Annotated in this window: 22 protein-coding genes and 1 pseudogene; 14 read left to right on the forward strand and 9 right to left on the reverse strand. The window is 58.7% G+C overall.

Features of this window, described 5'->3' with window-relative positions; genetic code table 11:
* The first annotated feature begins 61 nt into the window (after positions 1-61).
* The 4 genes from rpoN to NKJ89_RS28210 all read left to right on the forward strand — a co-directional run bounded on the left by rpoN (position 62) and on the right by NKJ89_RS28210 (position 3,979).
* Positions 62-1,498: an RNA polymerase factor sigma-54 gene (gene rpoN / locus NKJ89_RS28190; protein WP_352607335.1), complete on the forward strand. Its 1,437-nt coding sequence runs from the start codon at positions 62-64 to the stop codon at positions 1,496-1,498.
* A gap of 56 nt (positions 1,499-1,554) precedes the next feature.
* Positions 1,555-2,772: an MFS transporter gene (locus NKJ89_RS28195; RefSeq protein ID WP_352607337.1), complete on the forward strand. Its 1,218-nt coding sequence runs from the start codon at positions 1,555-1,557 to the stop codon at positions 2,770-2,772.
* Between the two features lie 587 nt (positions 2,773-3,359).
* Positions 3,360-3,494: a type II toxin-antitoxin system RelE/ParE family toxin gene (locus tag NKJ89_RS28205; protein WP_352607339.1), complete on the forward strand. Its 135-nt coding sequence runs from the start codon at positions 3,360-3,362 to the stop codon at positions 3,492-3,494.
* A gap of 89 nt (positions 3,495-3,583) precedes the next feature.
* Complete coding sequence (locus NKJ89_RS28210; RefSeq protein ID WP_023760408.1) at positions 3,584-3,979, forward strand: XRE family transcriptional regulator; 396 nt, start codon at positions 3,584-3,586, stop codon at positions 3,977-3,979.
* 223 nt (positions 3,980-4,202) lie between these two features.
* Here NKJ89_RS28210 and NKJ89_RS28215 read toward each other — a convergent pair whose 3' ends face one another.
* On the reverse strand, positions 4,203-4,799 hold the full coding sequence (locus NKJ89_RS28215) for a tyrosine-type recombinase/integrase (protein ID WP_352607341.1): 597 nt from the start codon (positions 4,797-4,799) through the stop codon (positions 4,203-4,205).
* A gap of 347 nt (positions 4,800-5,146) precedes the next feature.
* Between NKJ89_RS28215 and NKJ89_RS28220 the strand changes: the two genes are divergently transcribed.
* The 7 genes from NKJ89_RS28220 (at position 5,147) to NKJ89_RS28250 (ending at position 10,428) form a co-directional block, all read left to right on the forward strand.
* Positions 5,147-5,413: a transposase gene (locus NKJ89_RS28220; protein ID WP_003603283.1), complete on the forward strand. Its 267-nt coding sequence runs from the start codon at positions 5,147-5,149 to the stop codon at positions 5,411-5,413.
* Positions 5,383-6,336 (forward strand): IS3 family transposase, encoded by a 954-nt coding sequence (locus NKJ89_RS28225; RefSeq protein ID WP_352607390.1) that lies wholly within the window; start codon positions 5,383-5,385, stop codon positions 6,334-6,336. Before NKJ89_RS28220 ends, NKJ89_RS28225 begins: the two co-directional genes overlap by 31 nt.
* Complete coding sequence (locus tag NKJ89_RS28230; RefSeq protein ID WP_352607343.1) at positions 6,333-7,307, forward strand: hypothetical protein; 975 nt, start codon at positions 6,333-6,335, stop codon at positions 7,305-7,307. Before NKJ89_RS28225 ends, NKJ89_RS28230 begins: the two co-directional genes overlap by 4 nt.
* A gap of 13 nt (positions 7,308-7,320) precedes the next feature.
* The gene (locus tag NKJ89_RS28235) at positions 7,321-7,719 is read left to right on the forward strand and encodes a hypothetical protein (RefSeq protein ID WP_352607345.1); all 399 of its coding nucleotides are present in this window, start codon (positions 7,321-7,323) and stop codon (positions 7,717-7,719) included.
* An 84-nt stretch (positions 7,720-7,803) separates the two neighbouring features.
* Complete coding sequence (locus tag NKJ89_RS28240) at positions 7,804-8,082, forward strand: hypothetical protein (protein ID WP_352607347.1); 279 nt, start codon at positions 7,804-7,806, stop codon at positions 8,080-8,082.
* Between the two features lie 206 nt (positions 8,083-8,288).
* Positions 8,289-9,395 (forward strand): hypothetical protein, encoded by a 1,107-nt coding sequence (locus NKJ89_RS28245; RefSeq protein WP_352607349.1) that lies wholly within the window; start codon positions 8,289-8,291, stop codon positions 9,393-9,395.
* A gap of 76 nt (positions 9,396-9,471) precedes the next feature.
* The gene (locus NKJ89_RS28250) at positions 9,472-10,428 is read left to right on the forward strand and encodes a hypothetical protein (RefSeq protein WP_352607351.1); all 957 of its coding nucleotides are present in this window, start codon (positions 9,472-9,474) and stop codon (positions 10,426-10,428) included.
* A gap of 698 nt (positions 10,429-11,126) precedes the next feature.
* Here NKJ89_RS28250 and NKJ89_RS28255 read toward each other — a convergent pair.
* The 7 genes and pseudogenes from NKJ89_RS28255 to NKJ89_RS28285 all read right to left on the reverse strand — a co-directional run bounded on the left by NKJ89_RS28255 (position 11,127) and on the right by NKJ89_RS28285 (position 16,929).
* The gene (locus NKJ89_RS28255) at positions 11,127-11,621 is read right to left on the reverse strand and encodes a hypothetical protein (RefSeq protein WP_352607353.1); all 495 of its coding nucleotides are present in this window, start codon (positions 11,619-11,621) and stop codon (positions 11,127-11,129) included.
* A 316-nt stretch (positions 11,622-11,937) separates the two neighbouring features.
* Positions 11,938-12,703: pseudogene (locus NKJ89_RS28260) on the reverse strand (IS110 family transposase); the annotation flags it as partial.
* Positions 12,704-12,729: 26 nt separating this feature from the next.
* On the reverse strand, positions 12,730-14,226 hold the full coding sequence (locus tag NKJ89_RS28265) for an SAVED domain-containing protein (protein WP_352607355.1): 1,497 nt from the start codon (positions 14,224-14,226) through the stop codon (positions 12,730-12,732).
* 9 nt (positions 14,227-14,235) lie between these two features.
* Entirely contained in the window at positions 14,236-15,117 is an 882-nt protein-coding gene (locus NKJ89_RS28270; protein ID WP_352607357.1) for a CBASS oligonucleotide cyclase, read from the reverse strand.
* A complete protein-coding gene (locus NKJ89_RS28275) occupies positions 15,114-15,611 on the reverse strand; it encodes a hypothetical protein (protein WP_352607359.1) in 498 nt (165 codons plus the stop codon). The genes NKJ89_RS28270 and NKJ89_RS28275 overlap by 4 nt, the downstream gene beginning before the upstream one ends.
* 2 nt (positions 15,612-15,613) lie before the next feature.
* Positions 15,614-16,066, reverse strand: a complete 453-nt coding sequence (locus NKJ89_RS28280; protein ID WP_352607361.1) for a CBASS system Cap8 protein — start codon at positions 16,064-16,066, stop codon at positions 15,614-15,616.
* Complete coding sequence (locus tag NKJ89_RS28285) at positions 16,063-16,929, reverse strand: AAA family ATPase (protein WP_352607363.1); 867 nt, start codon at positions 16,927-16,929, stop codon at positions 16,063-16,065. Before NKJ89_RS28285 ends, NKJ89_RS28280 begins: the two co-directional genes overlap by 4 nt.
* A gap of 237 nt (positions 16,930-17,166) precedes the next feature.
* On the opposite strand from NKJ89_RS28285, the gene NKJ89_RS28290 reads away from it, so the two are divergent.
* The 3 genes from NKJ89_RS28290 to NKJ89_RS28300 all read left to right on the forward strand — a co-directional run bounded on the left by NKJ89_RS28290 (position 17,167) and on the right by NKJ89_RS28300 (position 19,708).
* The gene (locus NKJ89_RS28290; protein ID WP_352607365.1) at positions 17,167-17,508 is read left to right on the forward strand and encodes a helix-turn-helix domain-containing protein; all 342 of its coding nucleotides are present in this window, start codon (positions 17,167-17,169) and stop codon (positions 17,506-17,508) included.
* Positions 17,505-18,389, forward strand: coding sequence for an ImmA/IrrE family metallo-endopeptidase (locus NKJ89_RS28295; protein WP_352607367.1), 885 nt, complete (start codon positions 17,505-17,507; stop codon positions 18,387-18,389). The genes NKJ89_RS28290 and NKJ89_RS28295 overlap by 4 nt, the downstream gene beginning before the upstream one ends.
* 425 nt (positions 18,390-18,814) lie before the next feature.
* Entirely contained in the window at positions 18,815-19,708 is an 894-nt protein-coding gene (locus tag NKJ89_RS28300) for an SMODS domain-containing nucleotidyltransferase (RefSeq protein ID WP_352607369.1), read from the forward strand.
* A 474-nt stretch (positions 19,709-20,182) separates the two neighbouring features.
* On the opposite strand, the gene NKJ89_RS28305 is transcribed toward NKJ89_RS28300, so the two are convergent.
* Entirely contained in the window at positions 20,183-22,174 is a 1,992-nt protein-coding gene (locus NKJ89_RS28305; RefSeq protein WP_352607371.1) for a hypothetical protein, read from the reverse strand.
* Positions 22,175-22,180 lie beyond the last annotated feature (6 nt).

Raw genomic sequence — 22,180 nt, forward strand, 5'->3', positions numbered from 1 at the left:
ACGTCTCACTGGTGCCAGTGCCGGCCCCAAGAGGCTCCTCGACAGGATTATCGCGCTCACCATGCAATCCTCAGCAAGCCTGCTTCAACGCCAGAAGCAATCCATGGTGGCATCGCCTCAACTCATTGAGTCGATACGCTTGCTGCAACTGGCGCATACTGAACTGCATCAGTTCGTGGAGCGGGAAATTGAGAAGAACCCGCTCTTGGAATCTGCATCAAGCGATGGCGGGCCTTTTGACGACGTTTCGATTTCGGGAGCGGATCAGCCTGTCGGCCCTGGCACAAACGCCGTTGAAGGACCGACCGGGGCAGGGTCGCCTGAACGGCTCGGGCAATGGAAATCACTTCGCAACACGACCAACAACCCGCTGGGCAATGGCCCTTCCCTCGACGAGTTTGCCACCCTCGCCGAAACATTGCACGACCATGTCGCTCGTCAGATCGCCCTCACTGCGTTCACACCACAGGAGCGGCTGATCGCTGGCCAGCTTGCCGCCGATCTGGAAGACACTGGCTATATTCGGGCAAACCTTTTGGAGCTGGCCGAGAGCCTGAATGTCCGTGAGGCTGTTGTGGAACGGGTTCTCGGAACCTTGCAGCAATTTGATCCACCGGGAGTTTTTGCGCGAAATCTCAGAGAATGCCTCGAGATCCAGTTGCGCCAGCGAAACCGGCTCGACCCGGCAATGGCAGCTTTGGTTGCCAATCTTGAAATGCTTGCGCGACGCGATTTTGAGGCGCTGAAGCAGCATTGCGGCGTCGATGAAGAAGACCTTCTCGACATGATGCATGAGATTCGGGCGCTCGATCCCAAGCCTGGGAACAGATTCCAATCCGGTGCGTCTGAATCAATCATACCCGACGTCTGGGTCACGCCCTCGCCGCAAGGCGGGTGGCAGATCGAACTTGATCCCGCCACGCTGCCGAAGCTGCTGATCAACCAAACCTACTATGCCGAAGTCACGCGTCAAACTGCCCAAAATTCGAAAGATCAAGCATTTCTCGACGAATGCTTGCAAAATGCGAACTGGCTAATCCGCAGCCTCGATCAGCGCGCCAAGACCATTGTTAAGGTTGCGGCTGAAATCGTGCGTCAGCAGGATGCCTTTTTGGAACATGGCGTCGCCCACCTGCGGCCTCTCAATCTCAGAACCGTCGCTGACGCGATCGGCGTGCACGAGTCGACGGTAAGCCGGGTGACCTCGAACAAGTACATGCTTACCCCGCGCGGCGTCTTTGAACTGAAGTATTTTTTCACCGTCGCGATCGCGTCCTGCCAAGGCGGCGATGCGCACTCCGCCGAAGCTGTCCGGCATCGGATCAAAGCGATCATTGCCGCAGAATCTCCCGGCCACGTGCTTTCCGATGAGGACATCGCTGTCCGGCTGAAGGAAACCGGCATCGATGTTGCGCGCCGCACCGTCACAAAATATCGCGAAGCAATGAACATCCCCTCCTCCGTGCAACGCCGCCGGGAAATGCGCTTGTGTTTTTAGATTTGGGTCAAGGCAGCCAACATCATGTTGCATTGCATCAAGTGGAGACTTCGTTCATGACCCAATCCGCAGCAGGTGTCATGGACGCTGTTCTGCGCGACCCAGAAAAGCCCGTCCCACCGTCTGGTCCCGCATGGGGTGCGGTCATTTCGCTTTCCTTGGGCACCTTCGGGCTGGTCACGGCAGAGTTTCTGCCTGTGAGCCTGCTCACGCCCCTCGCGCATGATCTCGGTATCAGCGAGGGAGCGGCTGGACAGGCCATGACGGCGACAGCTATCGTCGGGGCGATCTCGGCGCCGACGGTGGCCATTATCACAAAGCGCCTGGACCGCAGGATCGTCATGTGGGCGATGACGCTGCTGCTGATCCTGTCGGACGTTCTGGCGGCCGGCGCCTGGTCGCTGGCGGTTCTCCTGACTGCACGCATCGTGCTCGGCATAGCGCTCGGAGGCTTCTGGTCGATGTCGGCAGCATTGGCGATGCGGCTCGTTCCAAGCCACCTCCTGGCCCGCGCTATGTCGATCATCCTCACCGGCGTTTCGGTGGCTACCGTTTGCGCAGCTCCAATCGGCGCTTATGTCGGCGATATCTGGGGATGGCGAAGCGCCTTCATGCTCGCCGCAGTCGGCGGCGCGGCTACACTGCTGGTGCAACTCATAACCATTCCGAGACTGCCTCCGATTGGAGTGGCTAGCTTCCGCAGCCTGCTGGATGTGGCTCAGATTCCGATGGTCAAGGTTGCGCTTTTGGTCGTCCTGCTGGTCGCTTCCGGCCACTTCGCCGGAATCACCTATATTCGCGCCTTCCTCGAGAAGATTCCCGCGCTGGATGTCGAGACGATCTCGCTTGTGTTGCTGGCTTTTGGCATCGGCGGATTCTTCGGCAATTTGGCCGGCGGGCTTCTGGCCGAGTACAGTCTCAAGGCAGTCGCGGCCCTTGCACCGCTGCTCATAGCGATAGCCGCTGTTTCGCTGCTGACGGCGGGAGCATCGGCCTTGGCCTCGGCGATTGCTGTTGCCGCGTGGGGGTTTGCCTTCGGCGCGGTGCCAGTGGGATTGCAGACGTGGATGGTACGGAGGGCCGTTCCCGAGCAGGCCCAAAGCGCCGGTGTGCTGCTGGTCACAGCATTCCAAGTGGCAATCGCAGCCGGCGCGATTTTCGGCGGACTATTGGTGGACAATGCCGGGGTTACCAGTGCCATTGCCTACAGTGCTGTTGCCACGTTCCTCGCTGCCCTCATAGTGTTCCTGCTCGGCCCGAAGCGCGAAACCTAGACCGCCTGACAGAAAAGGCCTCAGCAGCGCAGCGGGACGAGAGATGCGATGCACGGCGCGGCGCGGTTCTCCACACGATTACGCATGGACCAGCGCAGCTGCCTCGCCGGCTTCACCTCCGGGCCATGGCGACCTTCGCCGCCAGACACGCGAACCTCGCCGGCACCGGTTTCCATTTGGCGACGGTGAGCGCTGCCGGCGCGATGGAACCCTTGCTGGCGGTCATACCTTTCACGACAAGCCGGCATTCTGGCCAAGCGACAGCTACGCGCCGGCCATGCCCGTCAGAACGCCGGTGACGATGCCGCTCGATAGCGCAGACAGGTCGCGAATTGCCAGTCGTGTCAACGGCGGCCGGATTATCGTCGATCGCGCGTACCTTGTTTCGGCCGCAGACTATCGTTCGGCAGCTTGTGATCTTGACCACATAGCCTAGGAGCTATATATGACTTGCGAAGCCGTTTTTGGCGATGAGTTCGACGGGGAGTCGAGGCGTTGCACCAGACAGTCCAAGATGAGCTATTGGCCTCGGCTAAGCTGCTCGGTGTGTTCGGGCCCCAGCTGGGGCGACCGCATGCGGACCTTGAATGACTCGCTTCGCGAACATGAAAGAACTTCGCTTCGACGCTGATGATGGTGTCTGGCGGGTTGCGTTCGCATTCGACCGGAAGCGGGAGGCGATCCTGCTCGTCGCCGGCGATAAGTCGGGCGTGAGTGAGTAGCGCTTCTATAAAAGTCTGATCGCCAAGGCGGACAAGCGCTATCAAGGGCATCTCGACCGTTTGGGGGCGGCGAAGAAGGAGAAGAAGTGATGGGACGCAAGCTTGACGACCTAATCGCTGCGCTCCCCGAGGATCGTCGGGAGCGGGTCGACGCGCGATTCGAAGAATTAAGGGGAGAAGTCGAGAGTCTCGGCGATTTGCGGCGTGCCGCTGGAAAGGCCCAGGCCGAAATCGCTTCGGTCCTCAAGATCAAGCAGCCTTCGGTCTCGAAGATCGAGAAACAAGCCGACATGTACTTGTCTACTCTTAAAAGCTACGTCGAGGCGATCGGGGGGCAACTCGAACTCGTCGTTCGCCTTCCCTCACGCGCGGCCCTCCGTATAGAGCGGCTCGGCGACGTGGTGGCTCCCAAAGCCGTCTCCGTGCATAGCGTCAAAAGAGCGGCAGGTGGACGTAATCGCACAAAAGCCGCACGCGCCGGCTGACCTCACTCTGTTTCGGCTAAAGACTACCGATGGGCGAGATGGTCTCGTCGATGCGAGGAGTAGGAGGTATGAGCAACGTCCTAGTTAAGCCAGCTCGCGGCAAGGTAACGGAGGCCGACATAGGTGTGAGCTGCGGATGCCGGCGACTTTGGCTGCCTCCTGGACTGCGCGGTGTAATTGCCTCGATGAGATCGGCGCGGTGAAGCTGCGCCCCGGGGAACAGTCAGCCATGGGGGAGCATCACCCCGCGCCACCTGCCTTCGCGCCACCACAGCCGGAGCAGTTCCAGAAGTTGCAGCGAGAGCATAGCGTTGCGGTCCCTGCGTCCCTTGCCCTGTTCGACGCGGATCAGCATGCGTGTCGAGTCGATTTCGTCGATCTTGAGGTGCGCAACCTCGGACACGCGCAGGCCCGCGCCATAGGCGACGCCGAGCGCGGCCTTGTACTTGATGCCGGGTGCGGCTTCGAGCAGCCGCGCCTCCACGCTCAGCACCTCGGGCAGCTTGCGCTGATACCTCATGATCACCAGCGCACGCGCCAGATCCCGACGCTTCAGCCTCACGAGGAACAGGAACCGCAGTGCCGAGACCGCGCCATTGATCGTCGCAGGGCCGACGCCGCTCTCATGCTGATGCAGCTGGAATCGACGGATGTCCGCAGCCGTCGCCGTGTCGGGCGAGCGGCCAAGGAACACAGCGAAGCGCCGGAGGTGACGAAAGTAGTCCTGCTGGGTATGGGAGCCTAGGCCACGCATGAGCATGTCGTGCTGCATGCGCTGGCGAAGCGGAGAGATTGGTGCATCGGTCGACAGGGTAGCCATGGCGAGTTCCTCTCGTTGAACGGAACTCCATGGTCAGATCGACGCCTCTTCCCGCTCAAGTCAAATGGCAGTCGCGCCATCTCAGGCCGAGGCCCTTAAGAAGTTCAAAGCAGCGATAGCGGCACGGCGCCTAGAAGGACCGTCAGATCCAAAATGTTAGAAGTCTGTACAGTTACCCTTTGCCGACAATTTCGACCAACAGGCGGTTCAAGCCGTGTGGTAGCTTGCGATCACCGATAGCGCACTGCGACGTTCGTTCGAAACCTTTTCTTTAGCTCGTGTGACCTGCCACTGAGAATTTCCTCCATCTGAGATTAGAGTCCGGGCCTTGATTGAAGGACGGACTGATGAAGAGAAAGCGGTTTACGGAAGAGCAGATCATCGCGGTTCTGCGCGAGCATGAGGCGGGTGCGAAGGCGGGCGATCTTGCCCGCAAGCACGGGGTCTCGGAGGCGACGCTGTATAACTGGAAGGCCAAGTATGGCGGGATGGACGTCTCTGACGCCAAGCGGCTGAAGGCTCTGGAAGACGAGAACGCCAAGCTGAAGAAGCTGCTTGCCGACCAGATGCTCGAAGCCTCGGCATTGCGCGAGCTTCTGTCAAAAAAATGGTAGGGCCCGCCGCCAAGCGCGAAGCCGTAGCGCATCTGCAGGCCGTCATGGGCCTATCGGAGCGTCGGGCCTGTTCCTTCGTCGGTGCCGATCGCAAGATGATCCGCTACCAGTCTCGCCGCCCGCCAGAGACGGAGCTGCGCGGTCGGCTGCGCGACCTCGCCAACGAGCGCCGACGCTTCGGCTACCGGCGGCTGTTCATCCTGCTCAGGCGCGAGGGCGAGGCATCTGGGGTCAACCGTATCTACCGTCTCTGTCGCGAGGAAGGTCTGACAGTGCGCAAGCGCCGGGCAAGACGGCGAGCAGTCGGCACGCGGGCGCCGATCCTGGTCGAGGCAAAGCCGAATGCACGCTGGTCGCTGGATTTCGTGCATGACCAGTTCGCCTGTGGCCGGAGGTTCCGCGTGCTCAACATCGTCGACGAAGGGACGCGCGAATGCCTGGCCGCGATCCCGGACACCTCGATCTCCGGCCGTCGGGTTGCTCGCGAGCTGACGGAACTGATCGCCCAGCGCGGCAAGCCAAGCATGATCGTCTCCGACCACGGCACCGAGTTCACGTCGAACGCCATCCTTGCATGGTCGAAGGATCACGCGATCGAATGGCACTACATCGCGCCGGGCAAGCCGATGCAGAATGGTTATGTCGAATCCTTCAACGGTCGCATGCGCGACGAGCTCTTGAACGAGAGCCTGTTCTTCGGCCTCGACCACGCCCGCAGCGCCATCGCCGAATGGCGGGAGGACTTCAACACCGCGAGGCCTCATTCCTCGCTCGGCTACCAGACCCCGGCAGCCTATGCCGAGGTCATCACCGCAACCGGCTCCGACGCTGTGCTGATGGAAGGCTCCGCGCCTCCGCCGGTTGCTCAACCCGCGTCACAAGGCGTAACAAAAACGGTCGAGGCTCTAATCGCAGCTGGATGACAGTTCAGTGGCAGGTCACGGGCTATTTCGAAGGCGTTTATGTTTCAGGTTTTGATGAGTTTCGGCGGTTGACCAGATTCGACTGGCCAGCACGGGTAGATGATCCGCTCGTCTCGCTATTCCTACTAATCTGCGACCTTGCGATGAATCCGACTCGTGGATTCCCGTTTCCACTCAACGGACCAGACGACATCATTATCGATATCGACCCGGGTGCGCGGTTCACCCGTCTCTGCGCAGCAGCGAAAGATAATCCGGCGCTGGCGCGCGCGATACAGTCCCGTAGTCTCGAAGATTACGTCAACGTCGCAGGAGCTCTAACGTCGCGGTGCGGCTATGACCATCCGATGGCGGCACTCGAGAACATCGTCAACCTGATCGGTGACGATGTCGGTGCGACCGCGCTGATGCGCGAATGGGAAACCTTTCGTTTCTCGCCCAGAAACCAACCAATCAGGGTGATGGTTGCCCATTTCCTCTCGTTCTGTCGCGATAAATATGAGCATCCTGAATTCTTTTGCTGGCCCGGTGCCTATACGGGGGGGACTGGTGCCACCGACAAGTATCGCGAACTGCTTATTCGGAATCTTTCCCTGTTCTCGGACCGTTCGGACGAGGATGGCATCTTTCCACGGAAAGTGCGTGGTCGCGATGAAACCGCTGTGCACGAGACCCTCAATGTCTTTTTCGGCTCGACGCTACTCTACAATTTGACACGGCAGTGGATTCTTGAGGACGGTGCGTTTCGCTATGACTTTCACTGGTTAACCGGTCGTCGAGAAAATGACGATCTAATCGCCTGGCAAAAGCGATGTTCGAAGCCACATTCGGAGCTCATCCTGATGACTTCGAATTGGTGGCCAGTACCGTATCTGATTCACCTCCTACGAAATGAAGACTGCCAATGCGACGTCTTGCGTCGACTTGGTGCAAGATGTTGGCGGCACGTGAGCGACGCGGTGGTGAGCTAAGAGGTGACATGACATGACCGTGCGGCGCGCCTGGCACAAATGGCTCGTAGACTTCGCAGAAGTGGCCAACCGACTGCAGTTGGCAAAGAGATCCCTCGCGCTCTCTGATCATGAGCGGCGTAAATCAGTCGTGCTGGCACTCTATGCTCGGCTATTGAGTGAGCTGACGACGGCGCTGATTCTTGCGGAGACGAAACGAGACCTTGCTTTTCGTACGACGTGCCGATCGATCATTGAATGTGCGTTACACCTTGAGATGGCGGAAACTGACCCGACCTATCTCACTCGTTTGAAGGACGACGATGATGCCAGTCGCCGATCGCGCGCCATACGATTCCGGAGCAAGAGTTCTACCTTGACCACGGAAGCGGACAAGACGCTCAGCGACTTCATTCAACGTATGCCAAAATAAAGCAAACTGCAGATATCCGAGCTCGACACTGCGCTTCCGCGGCTGACCCATTCCTTCCGTGAGCTTTCGGCGGATACGGTGCACGTGACTCTGACTGCAATTCAGCGTCACGTGGCGCCGGACAAGGAGGGCATTGAGAGGCTACGAATCGAACCGAAATTCAGCTCTTTTGACATGGAGGATGCAGCCTCCTTGGCGGCGCTGGCACTTCTAAATGCTACACGGATCCTCCTGGTGCTTGTTCCCGAAATTGCGCAGGCTAATGGATTCGCCGCGCTCCAAAGACGCTATGCATCGCTCTATCGGCAGGGCCTCCGCTCGCTGAGAAAGGCCGAGCAGAAGGCGAACACCGGTACAGCCTAATCTGGGTCATCCAACGCATTTTCAGACATCCTTGAAACTTCGCATCGCCAGTTTATATTGGAGGGTAAGCGCCGTCATCGTCGGCGCGGCCGCTGCCATGGCGAAGGACCCCTGGTCCAACGAGTCACCCTCTAGCGACGTAACCCTCATTGGGGCCGCAGAGACGAGCAGCGCGTTTCGACCTGGCCCAGATGAAGGTAATCGCAATGTATTCCACAATCGATGGCGCCAAGAGGCGCGCAAAAGAGCTGAAGCGGCTGTTTGACGGCAGCGGTTTCGTCTACCCGTTGAGTAAATGCCAGACTGCCGTGGCGCATGGCGGTGGTTTTCGCGACTGGAACGACCTCGAAGCGGCTCTCAGTCGAACCCCGAGAACGATCGACCCAGCCGCCTTTCGCAAATGGCTGCTGACGGCGTTGCCGCTACCTTGCCATCCACCGGTGACAGCTTGGCTTGACGAAGATCCGGCTGAAGCCGCTCCAGATCCTGAGACGCCGCCTCGGTGGTATCGTGACGTGTTTCCCTACCTGATGGCGGCTTCTGTATTGCATCGCAGTCGGACGTCGCTCTTGCGGCCAGGTTCAGGAGCCGGCCAACAGCTCAGGGAGAAGCTTGTTATTGGGCCGCTCCTGAACATCCACGGAGGCGCTCGGGCGGTTCCTTTGCTCGAACCCGACACCTTGGCATTTGTCTTTAAGGGCGATCTGGAGTCGGTATTTCGGGACGATGTTTTTCACCCGAGGTTCCAAGCAGAACTTGAGGCCCTGACCGCTGCCGGCATTCTGGATATCCGGGAAGGCAGGGTGAGAGTTCTGTCCCCCGATGCGGAGGCGATCGCAACTTACATCGCCGATTACAGAAGCGGAAAAGCTGAGTACTGGGCAGATACGGGTGGCGCCGAGGCGATGCGCGCCTTGCACGATGCGCTCGTAGCGATCGGCGTTCGCAACGCCCGGCGTGTTGCGGACGCTATCACCCGCCAAGGGTCGGAAGCCTACACCACACCCTCTGGTCCGGTTTTGGAGTTGCTGTCCGCGCTTGCCGAAGAAGGCGAGCTCGAGACACTCGCCAAAGCGTACGGGCTGTTCGCCACGATTCGACCGACGAACGCCCAGTTCGTGCGCGAGGCGGTCCCGGCGAAAATTTCGTCGCGTTATCTCGCAAGTCATCGGCGTCTCGGCGCATCCAAGATATTGTCGTGGGCGTCGCGCAATCCAGATTGGTCCGAAAGCCTGAAGGCAACGATCGAGAAGCCGGCGCTGTTTGCGCTCACAGTCGATGCAATGGCGCAAGCGGTCGCCAACCCTGCGTGACGAATAACCTGCCGTCGCCGGAACACCGGCGGCGGCTATCCACTAACAGTGGTTTTTACCTGAGGCCGAGATTCGTATGACGGACATATTTGAGAACGCGGTTCACTCTATCCAGATGGGAATCGAGGACTTTCAGTCTAATGATGAGCGTCGACCGGTCAGTGCGCTGCGAAATTTTTACGCGGGTGTCCTGTTGCTCGGGAAACAATGTCTTCTGAATGCTGCGCCTGATGCTGACCCGATGGACGTTCTCGCCTCGAAATTCGCACCCGTTCTAAACGACGACGGCGACCTCGTCCATCAGCCGAAGGGGTTTCAGACGATTGACCTCGCAGAGCTGCGCGAGCGGTTCAAGGCCTTCCGACTGACGTGGCCGGCGGGTGAGATCAAGGATCTACAGAAACTTCGCAACGAATTCGAGCACTACCACTCGGAAGCTCCCAAGGAGGCGATCCGGCAGGCGATCGCGTCCTGCTTTCCATTGGTGGAAGGATTCTTCGCCATTCTCGAGCGGTCGCCGAAAGCGGAGCTCGGAGATGCGTGGGATGTGATGCTTGCGGAAAAGAAGTTCTTCGAGAAGTTGAAGCGCGAATGCGACGGGACGTTCAACGCGATCGCATGGTGGGGCGAGATAACGGACCGGGCGCAGATTCGTTGCCCGACATGCGGTTCGTCACTGCTTTATCAGGAAGACGTCGACAATAGTGACCCTGCCGAGATCAAGGGCCGGTGCAAGGCCTGTGCCGATAGCTTCTCGGCGGAACAAACAGTTGAACTTCTCGTCGAGACTCAGTTTGGAGCGGACGACTATATCGCCGCGAAGGAAGGATTGGATTCGGTAATTCATGACTGTCCGGAATGTTCTAACGCCACCTATGTTGAGACCGGCGATACGGTGAAGTGCTTTTGGTGTGACTACGCCATTAGCGGACGGTGCGCTCGTTGCGGCACGTCGCTCGGCGTTTCAAACATGTCGGTAAACAACTCGCGCGTGTGCGACTACTGCGACCACATGATGTCGAAAGACGACTAGACCGGCAAAGGGTCGTGCCGAGCTTTATTGCTTCTGCGCAGAGCGACTTTCGAGGTTGCCGATACGCACCTTCAGTTCATCGAGCGTAGCCTGTTTTGCTTTCAGGGCTCTATCTCAATGCCTTGCTGATGAACCGTGATGCTCAAAGCAATGACATTCTGTGTGATGGCCGTTGGATCGACAGCGGTGGCAGGTGAAAATGCGTTGCTCAAAACCGGCAACAATGTCAGTAGCCAACTTAGCGCCAGCGCAGCTGCAACATAGCTGTAGCTTGCCTTTTCGGCGCGATCCAGGAGTGGGCTGACCGTCGTTACCTTTAGGGGGCCTCGAGGGCGTCTTCGTCGTCGCGCTCATCGGTATCGATACGATGAATGCGAAAAGAAGCTTCGATGTCTGTACGAAACCACGGCCAAGCTAGCCACAACAGTGATCCGAAAAGACCGAAAAGGGGAGCGGCGAGTTGGCAGTATGTTAGGAAGTCGCGTTGAGGCAGAAAAAATTAGGATAGCTCCGGCGAGCATCGGCCCAGCCAGGCAGAACGCAATCGCCATTGTGTGGCGCACCACCGAAACAGAGGTGTCCGCTCCCAGAAATTCGATGACGAATTCCGTTCTTCGATGACCAGCCATGCACGCCCCACAATCTTTGGTAGGCCATAAACTCCCGTGATCAGCCTGGCGATTGCCGGCTGAGAGACGCTACCACTTGCCCTCGAACATGAATCGCAGATCGGCATGCGTCCTAAGCGCTTCGGTCAAGACGTCGATTGATTCCGAGACGAGTTTATCGTTGCGATCGGAATCTTTATCGCCCGACTTTCCGCCATGGACGAGATTGTTTCGGACCCGACGCATAGCTCCGAAAAGATCCTGCACGCTTGTCGGTGGCGAACCTTCCTCCCAATCAAGCGTCTTTCCGGTCAAGATCTGCTTGCTCGGCGGTTTGGAAAGTAGTGTTGGCGCTACGGCGTTTTCCTGGATGCGCTTGAAGAACGCAGCCTTGAGTTCTGTGTTCGCGAATCCGTCCCAGTCCACGTCGACTTCACCGTTCTTCCCCGGTCTGCCATAGCCGATCTCTTTCAGAGCATATTCGAAGCGCGTTACGACCCGCATCAACTCCAGACCCCGCGCCGGCAGTCGGTTCGTGGCCGTCATATCGACTGTGATGAATCCCGAATCGGTGTCTTTGCCCATATCGTCCACCAGTATTTGTTTCGGACTGTATCGCGGGCCGGGTGTGCTCAACAGAATACTCAGGGCACTGCCCCCCTGCTGTCCACGCTTTCCTTCCGTTCGCAAAGCGGCAACAATAGTTGGTCAACAAGCGATTATAGCGGACGAACAAAGGGCGGTTCGCCTCGACCTTCGCCGGGCCAATCCAATTGTTCTTGATGAATGTCCGGCGGACATCCCAAACCAAATCGAGCCCGTGGTACTCCTGCGACGGACGGGCGCCGAAAAGTAGCTGAGACTACTCCCAGCCATTATTTTCTTCGGTGTGCTCCTATGGTCAAAACGGCTCCCCGTGGATGGAATCCAGCCACGACTCGCCAGTCATGCCCTTCGCCCTTGAGAATTTCGACTGGTGCCAAGGACCTGAACGGAAGCCGCTTCGGGTCGCCGCGGAATCGCCGGCATAGAACGTTCCGTAGCTCCATATGGCGTGCATGATCACCGCCAGCTTGGGCGCCACGGCGACGCAGGCCTTGCGGTGGCAGGAGCGCTTGGCGATCGCCTGCCCCCAGCTCGAGACCTTGTCTCTGCCCTTGAAGCGCGTCATCAGCCCCGACGCCGCCTCGCAGAGCGAGCGTCGCACATCAACATCGCCGGCCTTCGATATTCGACCCTGAACGTCGATCGAGGTTCCGGATTGCCATCGCCGAGGTCAGCCCGAAGTAGGCCGCGACGTCGCGTGAGCGGCGGAAGCGCGACGGATCATCGATCGCAGTCATGAACGAAAGTGCTGTGACCGGACCGACGCCGGGGATTGCCATGAAGCGGCGGCACAGTTCGCTGCGTGCCACCATTTTGACGACGAGATCGTGCAGCCGGCAATACTGCCTCCACAGCGCTGCACGCGCCGACAACATGGCGTCCATCAACTCGGACGACAGCGGATCTTCCGACACTGCGGTGCGCACCGCCTGCTGGAAAGCCCCTCGCCCGACCTAACCGATGCCGAACGCCTTCAGCGAATGGCGTATGGCGTTCTCCAGGTCGATGAACTTGGCCTTCAGGACGCGCCTTCGGCGCAACCGCCACGTCACATCCCCTCTGCGGTCGAATGCCTATTGCAAGGCCTTCAACCCACGTTTAGTCCCTCGCTGTAGGTGCAGGTGCGCTGCCCGTCAAAATCGAATTCATAGACGATGCTGGGTCCGATCGCCTTGTGGAACTGGCCTAGGAGGAAGGTGAAGCCGTTGGGAGCGGAGACGAACAGGTGGGTCTTTGGGCTGCGCCCCATCTTTCGCAGCTGATCGACCAGAGATTCTGCAAGCAGGGCCGCGTGCGCGCCGCACTTAACCGATGACTGCGACGCCGTGCGTGAAAGCTTCGCCGCAACGAAGCTGCCGACGCCGGGTAAGTTGCTGGAGACAAAGTTCCGGACGTCCTGGCCTATGTCGTGGGTGAGACCGATGGCGATCGCACGCTCAGGCCCATCTCCCAAGGTTTCCGCATCGCAATCGATCGTCGGCCAATCAGGTTCGGGCGGAAAATCATCGCGCGACCAGAAGCGGCGCCCGCCCGTCCGCTGTTCAATCTGGATCGACTTGCCCGATTTCACATCGAGGATCGAACCGATCGCGAAGGCCAGCGAAACATGTGCATCCAGCACCAGCCGCAGCGAGTCATGCTCCCGCGCGTGCGAGAGCACAAATTCCTTCAGCTCGGGATAGAGCGTCTGGTTCCACGACCTTTCATCGCGCAGATACCGCCCTTCGAAATTCGGCACCAGATTGAGGCTCTCGTCCGTTCGCGCCTCAAGGCTGTCGATCGCATGAATGAAGGACTTGACCCCGATCGTAAAGCTTGGCGGGTCTTTGCGATCGGCGAGCAGATTTTCGCTGCGCACCATGTCGCGGAAAGATTCGCGGTCGAATTCCTTTCTCCCCTGCGCGTGTAGCTTCTTGATCGTGTCATCGTACGAGAAGCCCGCTTCATTTGCGGGGATCGTCTTCATGCCGAGCCTAGCGAAGCGTTCGTTCAAGTGCTCGCGGATGTCGGCGCCGGAGCGAATCCGCAGATTGATGCCGAGCGTGCGCACGAGGAGCCGCAGTTGATCTTCGTCGATGCCCAGATGATCCGCCCACTGCGCGCGGAACTTTCCCATCTCGCTCCGGGGGCCGCCTTTGAAGAGACCGGGAATATCGAGCGTATTGTGCTGATTGAGGATGAGCTTCCGCAAAGGATCGGTTGCGTCCCAGTTGGTGACGAACTGGAACCGCGCGCCGTCGCCGTTCGGTGCATGGGCGAGCTGGGCGTCATGCGCGCGCTTCAGGATCGAAACGCTCGTGCCCTTTGTGAAGTCGGGGTTGACGAAATCCTCGTACCCGAACTGGCCGGGGCGGACATGCCACTTGCATTGCAGATGATCGCGCAAAACAGGCTTGCCGGTATGATCCTGCGGCGCGCCTTTCGGATCGTAGTCCACGACTACATCATCGAATGCCCTAGGACCGGTTTCGAAAAACACGCGCCGGACTGGCGATGCGTCATCCAGCAGAAGCGTGGCGTGAAGCCAAAACAGCCTCGCCTGGAAATCATCGCCTTGCTGGCGTGCTACGATCGATTCTGCCATTCGCCTTGCCTAACTCGCCGGAAAATACTTGCCCATGATCTCGCGCCAGAGCGCGTTGGCGTCGCCTTGCCGTCCCTGCTGTTCGTAGCGCACGGCGATCGCAGCCTTCATCTCCGCCTGCCGCACGCTCTCCTTCGCCTTCGCGATCAGCTCCGGCGTCATCTGATCGGACACTGGCGGGCCATATCCGGCGGGGTCCGGCCATGACTTTCCGACGCCATCCAGGGCGGCTGCGAAGAAGCGTCTGACCTCGCTAGGGTACGCAGTGAATGGAGCGTCTACGAGTTCTTGCATCATGACCTCGATCAGAAAGGAGGGCTTGATCGGCTTCCCGGCGGACCTGTTCCAGCGCTTCACCATCTTCACGAGCGGCACCCACGTGCCGCCGAGCTCCCTGTTTTTTTTCGTGGCCTGATCGGCATGGATTTCCGGGTCGGTCTTGATCCATTTGCCAAGGATGCGGTCGGGGATCTCATAGCAGTCGCCGATATCGAATGCTGGCACGGCGTCGATCGAAAGCACCTTGCCTTCTTCATCCTTGGTGTTCTTTTCGAACTCAACGGTCGCACAGCGTCGGCCGGGCTCTACGGCGTCGTCGCCATAGGTGTTGCGCAGCGTCTTGACGAACGCATCGATCAGCTCAGATGGGGGCTTGTTGCGGTACTTGTCCTTCTCCTTCTGGCCCAGGATGAAGAACACATCGACATCCTTGAGCGGCTTCGTCTTCGTCGACCTGCCATAGGAGCCGGTCAGAATATCGCGATCGACGGCAAAATCAGCGCGGATAAGTTCGCGCACCTCGGTGTGCCTCTTGATCGTGTCCTTGCGCTCGGTCTCGCTGAGTTCGAGGCGCTGCCGGTATTTTTCGAAAGCTTCTTGCGTCGTGATCATCTGTAGTAGGCCGCCGATGCCATGATGTCAGGGGTTGCAATCACCGTTCCGGCTTCACGAGCCGACAAGCCGTTGAGACCTAGGAAGGGAACGGATGTGAGACCGACGTCCGGCGCGCCGGGAGCTCGGACAAGCAGGATGCGATAGACGCAATTAGCCGGTGGCTTCGGTGCTTTCGCGAAGGAGCTTTTGAAGAACTCGGTATCGACCCACATCTCGTCGATCCCGTTCGCGTCGTAGCGAATGGGAAAATCCCACCGGCCGGACGCGTTCGCCGCGCCGGGCACATAGAATTCAATGACGATTTTCAAAAGGTGGCCGCTTTCCATCAGCTTGCGGGCTGCATCGTGAACCCAGTCGGACCACTCATCGACGAGAGATTTCGGATCGAGCCCGGCATTGATGACCAGGCTTTTCATCAGATTTCGCATCTTGTCGGCGACGTAGATCGCCGTGTTGGTGCGCGTATAAGTAGTGGCGTAGGTGGTAGTCATTGTCAGCCCAGCGCTCCCCAATCGATTTTTAGCGCCTGCTGGCCGGCCGCGCTTTCGTCGTCGTCGACGGCCTCGTCGACGTCGTGGACCTTGATGCGCGGCGCGCGATCCTTGAGCGCATTGTTCATCCAGGCGACATCGTCCGCGTCGGATGGGGCCGTCATCGACCAGTCGCCGGCCGTCGGGTTCCAGCTGAGCTTGTCGACCTCCAGATCGGCTTCCATCGCATTCTCGCCGTAGAGCAAATAGATCACGAGGCGGCTACCCATTCCCTTGACGACGATGGGCTTCTTGGCCGGGTGCTCGTCCGCGATGAGCGATTCCATGACGCTTGCAGCGGCCTCCAACCCCTTCTTGTCGATGGTGCCAGCGCCCGTGATTAGGTCGACGATCGTCTTCCAGGTCTGCGCCGCCGAGCGCTTCGGAATAGATGCAATGTCGCGACGTACTTTCATGCCGCTTCCTCCAGATCGGCCTGCGAAGCAGCGCGCTTGAGCGTATCGAGCACGTCCTTGCTCGTAACCTTATTGGGGTCCTTCGCGGTCTCGATGGAGATCGCCGCCGCCGACGTTATGGCCTTCCGGAGCCGCCGTCCGTCCATCCCTTCCGATGCCTTGACGAAAGCGGCGAGCTGCGATTTCAGCAATCCGAGTTTCGGCCACTGGCCGCCCAGAAGCGCGAGCACATCGAGAATGATTTCGGCGCGCGCTTCCGCGTTCGGCGGACCGATATCCTCGATCCAGTCGGCGCGGGAGAGAAGGGCCCGGTCGACCGCCTTCGGATAATTGGTCGTAGCGATCAAAAGCGTGTTGCGGTGTTTGCGACAGAGAAGATCGATGCCCGCCAGAGCCGCATCGGTCGCGCGGTGTGCATCGATCGGATTGGCTTCAAGGCTCATCCTCTGGCGGTCTGCCGCGAGCGTCTCGACTTCGTCGAGCAGCACGATGGCCGGCATCGACATTGCCAGTTCCGGAATCGTCTGGCTGAAGATTTTTGACACCTCCTTCTGGCTCTTGCCGAGCGAGGAGCTGCCGAGGGCATGTGCGTCAAGCTGGACATATTGCGCCTTGCCGACCACCTTCGCGATCTTGTCGGCAAGGCCACGGGCGAGTGTCGTCTTGCCCGTGCCAGGCGGCCCCGACATGATGATCAGCCCGTGCATCGGAACCTGCTCGAACGAAAACTTCTGACGCATCTGCAGCGAGAGCACAGCCTGCGCGACGAGCCTCTCCTTGACCGAGGCATCGACTTTGATTGCATCCCACGCTGCCTCGAAATCCTTGCTCGGTAGTTGCTTGTGTTCGGCGATAACGTCCATGCTCAAAATCCCTCTCGGGGACCCTGTTCTGCGGTCCCATTCCGTAGCGGCTGAAATGCGTTTCCCTTTGGAAGCCCCGCTTTCGCCAGCTATATAGTTACTTTCTGACGCCTTCCAACACCACATATAGTGGCGTTCAGCAAAGCCGGTAGCAAAAATACCAGAACTCCGAACACGGTAAATGCAGCGGGTTCTCGTTGTCAAGGAGGAAAAATATCGCTACTCTGAACTTTGTGAATGAAGGAGCATGCGGTCGTGACAACCCGTCTTGGAACCAAAATCCGCGACCTACGAAAACAGAAGGGATTTACGCTCGACAAACTCGCCGAACTCACCGAATCCAGCAAAAGCTACATCTGGGAACTGGAGAACAAGAACCCGCCAAGGCCGTCGGCCGACAAGGTCGCCCGCATCGCGATGGCGCTGGGCGTAACGAGCGACTACCTCGTCGATGTAAATGCGAGCGTCACGATCGAGGACGCCGCCGACCAGGCCTTCTATCGAAAATATCGCCACATGGACGCATCGACCAAAAGCAAAATTCGCAAGATGGTCGATCTGCTGGGCGAGGATGAATGAAAGAGCGGTCTCCGGAGCGGTGGGCGATCGACCTTTCCCTTCTGCTGAACGCGGTCAAGGGCATGAATCGATTTCCGGTCGATATCGCCGAATTGGCGCTGGAATATTCGAAGACGCGATTTCCGGATGATCCGATCCTGCGCGTCGCCGGCGACGACCTGCCGGGTTTCGACGGTGCCTTGATGAAGCCGCGCGGGGGGAAGCCCGGCTGGGGCATTTTCTACAACAACACCTTCAAATCGAGAGGGCGGATCAATTTTACGCTCGCGCATGAGCTCGGACATTATCTTCTACATCGGAAGGCCCATCCGGAGGGCTTCCATTGCAGCTCGAACGACGTGGTCCGGTGGGATTCGCAGTACGGCCAGATCGAGCATCAGGCGAACGTGTTCGCCGCGAGCATCCTGATGCCGCTCGACGACTATCGACGTCAAATCCCGCAGCATCAGCGGGTGGACCTCGATATGATCTCGGCCTGCGCCGAGCGCTACCGCGTTTCACTGATCGCGGCGGCGCTCCGGTGGCTGGGCTACACGACGCGGCGGGCCATCCTGGTGTGTTCGCGCGACGGCTACATTTTATGGGCGAAGCCGAGCGAGAGTGCGCTCAAGTCCGGCATCTTTTTTCGCACCTCGAGGGGCCCGATCGAGATACCGGGTCGGTCCCATGCGGCAAGGCCGGACACGCTGGTCGATGGCCGCACCGGCTTGGCGCATCCTGGCGGCGTGTGGTTTCGCGAACCCGTCCAGGAGATGACGGTCTTCTCGGAGCAGTATGATTTCGTCATCAGCCTACTGACCCTTGAGGATCGCGACAGGTACGAGATCAGCGATGAACCGTTGGAGGACAGCTACGATAGGTTCATGAGCCGCGAGCGGTGACGGATTGGATCGCACTATAACGTGATACGCTCATCCCACCTGTTGAGGTATTGGTTGGTGCAAGCACCTCCTGTGCCGATGACCGTCTCGCTGAGTTCAAGGCGCTGCCGATAGTTTTCGAAAGCCGCTTCGGATCATCCGCAGTAGGAGCCGTTTCCATAGCGGGGGTAGCAATCACCATTTCGCCTTCGCGTGGTGAACGCCATCAAGTTAATGAAAGTTCACGGACGTTATTCCGACATTTGGGGCGCCCCTAACGCACTAACGCTTTGGATTGATCGGAATCCGCGAGACTTTTGGAGCCGTAAGCAGTCGCAAACATCAACTTGATAGCGAGTTGATAAACACGTGCGCCTGGTGTTGAGGTTGTGCTTGTTTCAAGGGTAGATTTGGCTGGCCAGAGCCATGAAGCCAGGGTTACAACCGTGTTGCCCAATGCCCGATTCAAAGAACTGCTGAGTGACATAGAGCCTAAGAGAACGATCAGGCAGGCAGCGTCCGCTGCACATATTTCGGTACGTGATCATCTCTGGCGTCACCCACAATTCTCTGGCCGATTGGACTACGACTTCCTTGCAGGAAGTTATGCGAGGTACACTGCGGTCAGACCCTGCTTTGCGAATGACCTCAATTCTAGGCCAGACGTCGATGTATACCTAAAACTAAGATATGGCTTCACTGCCAACCCACGGCAAATATTGGTCGAATTAAAGGATGCTCTCGATCAACGGTTTCATGTAGAGCGGATTAACAGACGATCCGTGCGCGTCAATACCGGACTTGTTGATGTAGATGTTGTTCCATTGATCAATTCAGGAAATGGGTTTAAAATACCTGATAGAATCTCTGGAAATTGGAGTCAGACCAATCCGATGTCTCATTATTATTGGAGCCAACGCATCAACGGAAAATTCGAAAACAGGTTCAAGCCGCTTGTCAAGCTGATTAAGTGGTGGCGTCTTGAACACTTCGCTCTAGACCACCCTAAGGGATTTTCGCTGGAAATCCTAGCTGCTCAACACGCTCCTAGCCGCATAGATCACTACGGAACTTTATTCACCAGGTTTCTCCAAGAGCTGCTTCAGGTATACGGCCCGCGCTCTGGTTGGCAGGGGAAACCAATACTCGATGATCCAGCAGTACCTGGGAATGACATTTTATCACGTGTTTCGAAGCGAGACTGGTCGACATTCATGACTTTGGTGGCGAAACACGCGGAAATTGCAAGTCTCGCACAGACGATTGATGACGAACGTTTAGAGATATTGTTATGGCGTCTTATATTCGGCGAACGGTTCGGCAGAGGTTTCATTGTTTAATGAACGTCGCGCCGATCGAGATCAGGCAGGAACATATCGGGACAAAACTGACATTGGACGAATGGCTTTTGAAAGGTCTCCAAAGCCGCTTCGATACGAGCATGCATGACACACTCGAAAAAGCTCATCACCTTTTCACAGCAGGGCCGCAGCCCTGTCTAACGCCAAGCTACTGTGTCAGGCGCTGAGAGGTAGGCATCAATGATCTGCGAGAACGGTCGCAGCACCGCCAACCAACAGATTAGGCCGTGCCAATGACCTCGCAGACCGCTTCTGTGAGCCTTTTGGCAGACGGTTAGCAGCCGGATTCACGTCGATCGCCGGGAAGGTCGACGAAACAATGCCGCCGACATGGCCCGCCGCGATTCCGAAGCGGGCTGATAGGCTCGGTTTTCAGCCGGTGCTTTGCAATGCAGAAGGAGGAAGCTTGCAGTTAGTGCTTCAGCGCCTGAACCAGAGGCCGCATCGGTCACTCTATAATGCGTCCCAGTCACGGAGCCCCCATTGCCGCGCTAACATACGACCCTGCTTCTTCGGCAGCCAGGTAAAGCCGCGACGTTCGACCTTGCCCGCGAGCTCCGCCAGCCCTTCGACCAGAACCGCCCAGTCTTGGCGCGGTTCCCCGACATAGTCCCAACCAATGCCAAGCCATGGGCACCATCCCCCCACCACGCCTTCGATGTCCGGCGTCGGTTGAAATGCATAGGTTGGCAATCCTTTTGCTGTGTGTTGGTCCCCCTGTTTCACCGCCGGGACGTGAACGGTAAACCCGCCATCAGCTCGCACGACCTTCATTTGGCCAAGCAGCACGATGTCGAACGGGACCGGTTGTGCATTGTTGACGTAATGGTATGCCATGCGTCTTATGTTGTCGAAGTCGGCAATGGCACGATAGAGATAAGCGCAGATCACCCCCAGCACCGGATCGCGGTGCTTGCCGTAGCGCAAGCTGGCGGCTATCTCACTCACGTGCCCTGGCGCGATCTGGCCGGACGCGAAGTCCGCCAGCGTCCGGACGCTGTTTGTGAACTTGGCTGACATCCCGGGGACCGGCATTCCGTAGGCTTGGAAAACATCCCCCAGGCGACTGCGCTTTATCACAGTGTAAAGTTCGCTGTAGGGCACCCATGGCACGAACGTTTCGTCAGAGAGTTCGACGAGGTTCGGCGCGCCGGCAGGGGATTCCGGAACCCGGAAGCCCTCGCGAGCGCGTGTCTTGGTGCCGGGCTCCGCCCGATGCCGGGACCAGACGGTTGCTCCAGCTTGAGCGACGATCAGGTTCGAGCGATGTTCTTGCTGCGGCGTGCGAATCTGGCTCAAGCTCCGCCCGACGTCGCCGCTAGCCTTGTTGCGCGCGCTCTTGGCCGACTCAGCCGCCAGTCGAACTACCAGACCGCGCTTGAACCTTTTTGCCTTTGGTCCCTGTCCGGCGCGATCGGCTTGAAGCGCAACGAGACCTCTCACGACAGGAGCACTCGCCTTGGGCAGGCGCATGAAAACCAATTCACCGGGCATCGACTCACGCCCAATGCCGAGGACATCGGCACGAAAATTGGGGTCAGTGTTGAACCGCCGGAGCGCCTCGGTCGCATTTACCGGCGCTGGGACCTTATCTATCATCCCCATCACCGATGAGGTCCCCACCGCCGGCCATGCCTGCAGGACAGGCGGCCCGGCCGGTGCCGCCGCCTTATCGTAGAGGATCGCCGGCGCCGGGTTGGTCATGCAGTCGGGAAACAGCTTGAGCCGGTACCTTTCGGCCACTTCGGGCGTGCGCTCCTGAAGGCAATCGCCCAGGCTGCGAACGGTGATCTTGTCGCCGTCGAATGCCGATTGCTCATTTCCCCACAGAGCATCAGCGATCACGCCAGAAAATACGCATTTGCCAGGCGCGGCCGAATTGTTCTGCTCGGCGACCATGAACCCCAATTGGGTGTCTTGGCAGGCAACCAGGCTGTCGAACCGCGGGCTGTCAACCTGCTGACCCTGAACGACGATACCGCGCACCGCGTCGAGCCGCTGCAGATTCACATCCTTAGGAGCCTCGCGGCAGGCATCGCTGACCAAGGTAAGTCGTTCAATGCCGTGTAAGAGCAGCTCCGAATAGAAGAGGTCCGCTTTGACCCGATATTTCTTTGCCAGCGAATCGCTGAAAAGCCAGGAAATTGCCTTGATATTCTCATCGGTGAGACCGTGTCCGCAGAACCCGAGTATGAGGTGGCTGACTGTTTCCCCTCCGTCAGGGAAAAGCTCATCCACCGCGGCCTGAACACGCTCGCGGGTGACCGGGTTGGGTTTGTTGCCGATGTATTCGTCGGTGACGATCCGCACGTTGGCGTCACCGAAGCCAGCGCTGCGGGCCCATTCGCCGAGGTTCTTCGCCGCGATGGGGGCACCGCTGAGATAGCCGAACTTCATCGCCGAGGCTGGCGTGGGCGGATCGACGGCGCCGACCCCTATTGCCAAGCACGC

Source organism: Mesorhizobium sp. M0047, assembly GCF_040323315.1.
GTDB lineage: Bacteria > Pseudomonadota > Alphaproteobacteria > Rhizobiales > Rhizobiaceae > Mesorhizobium.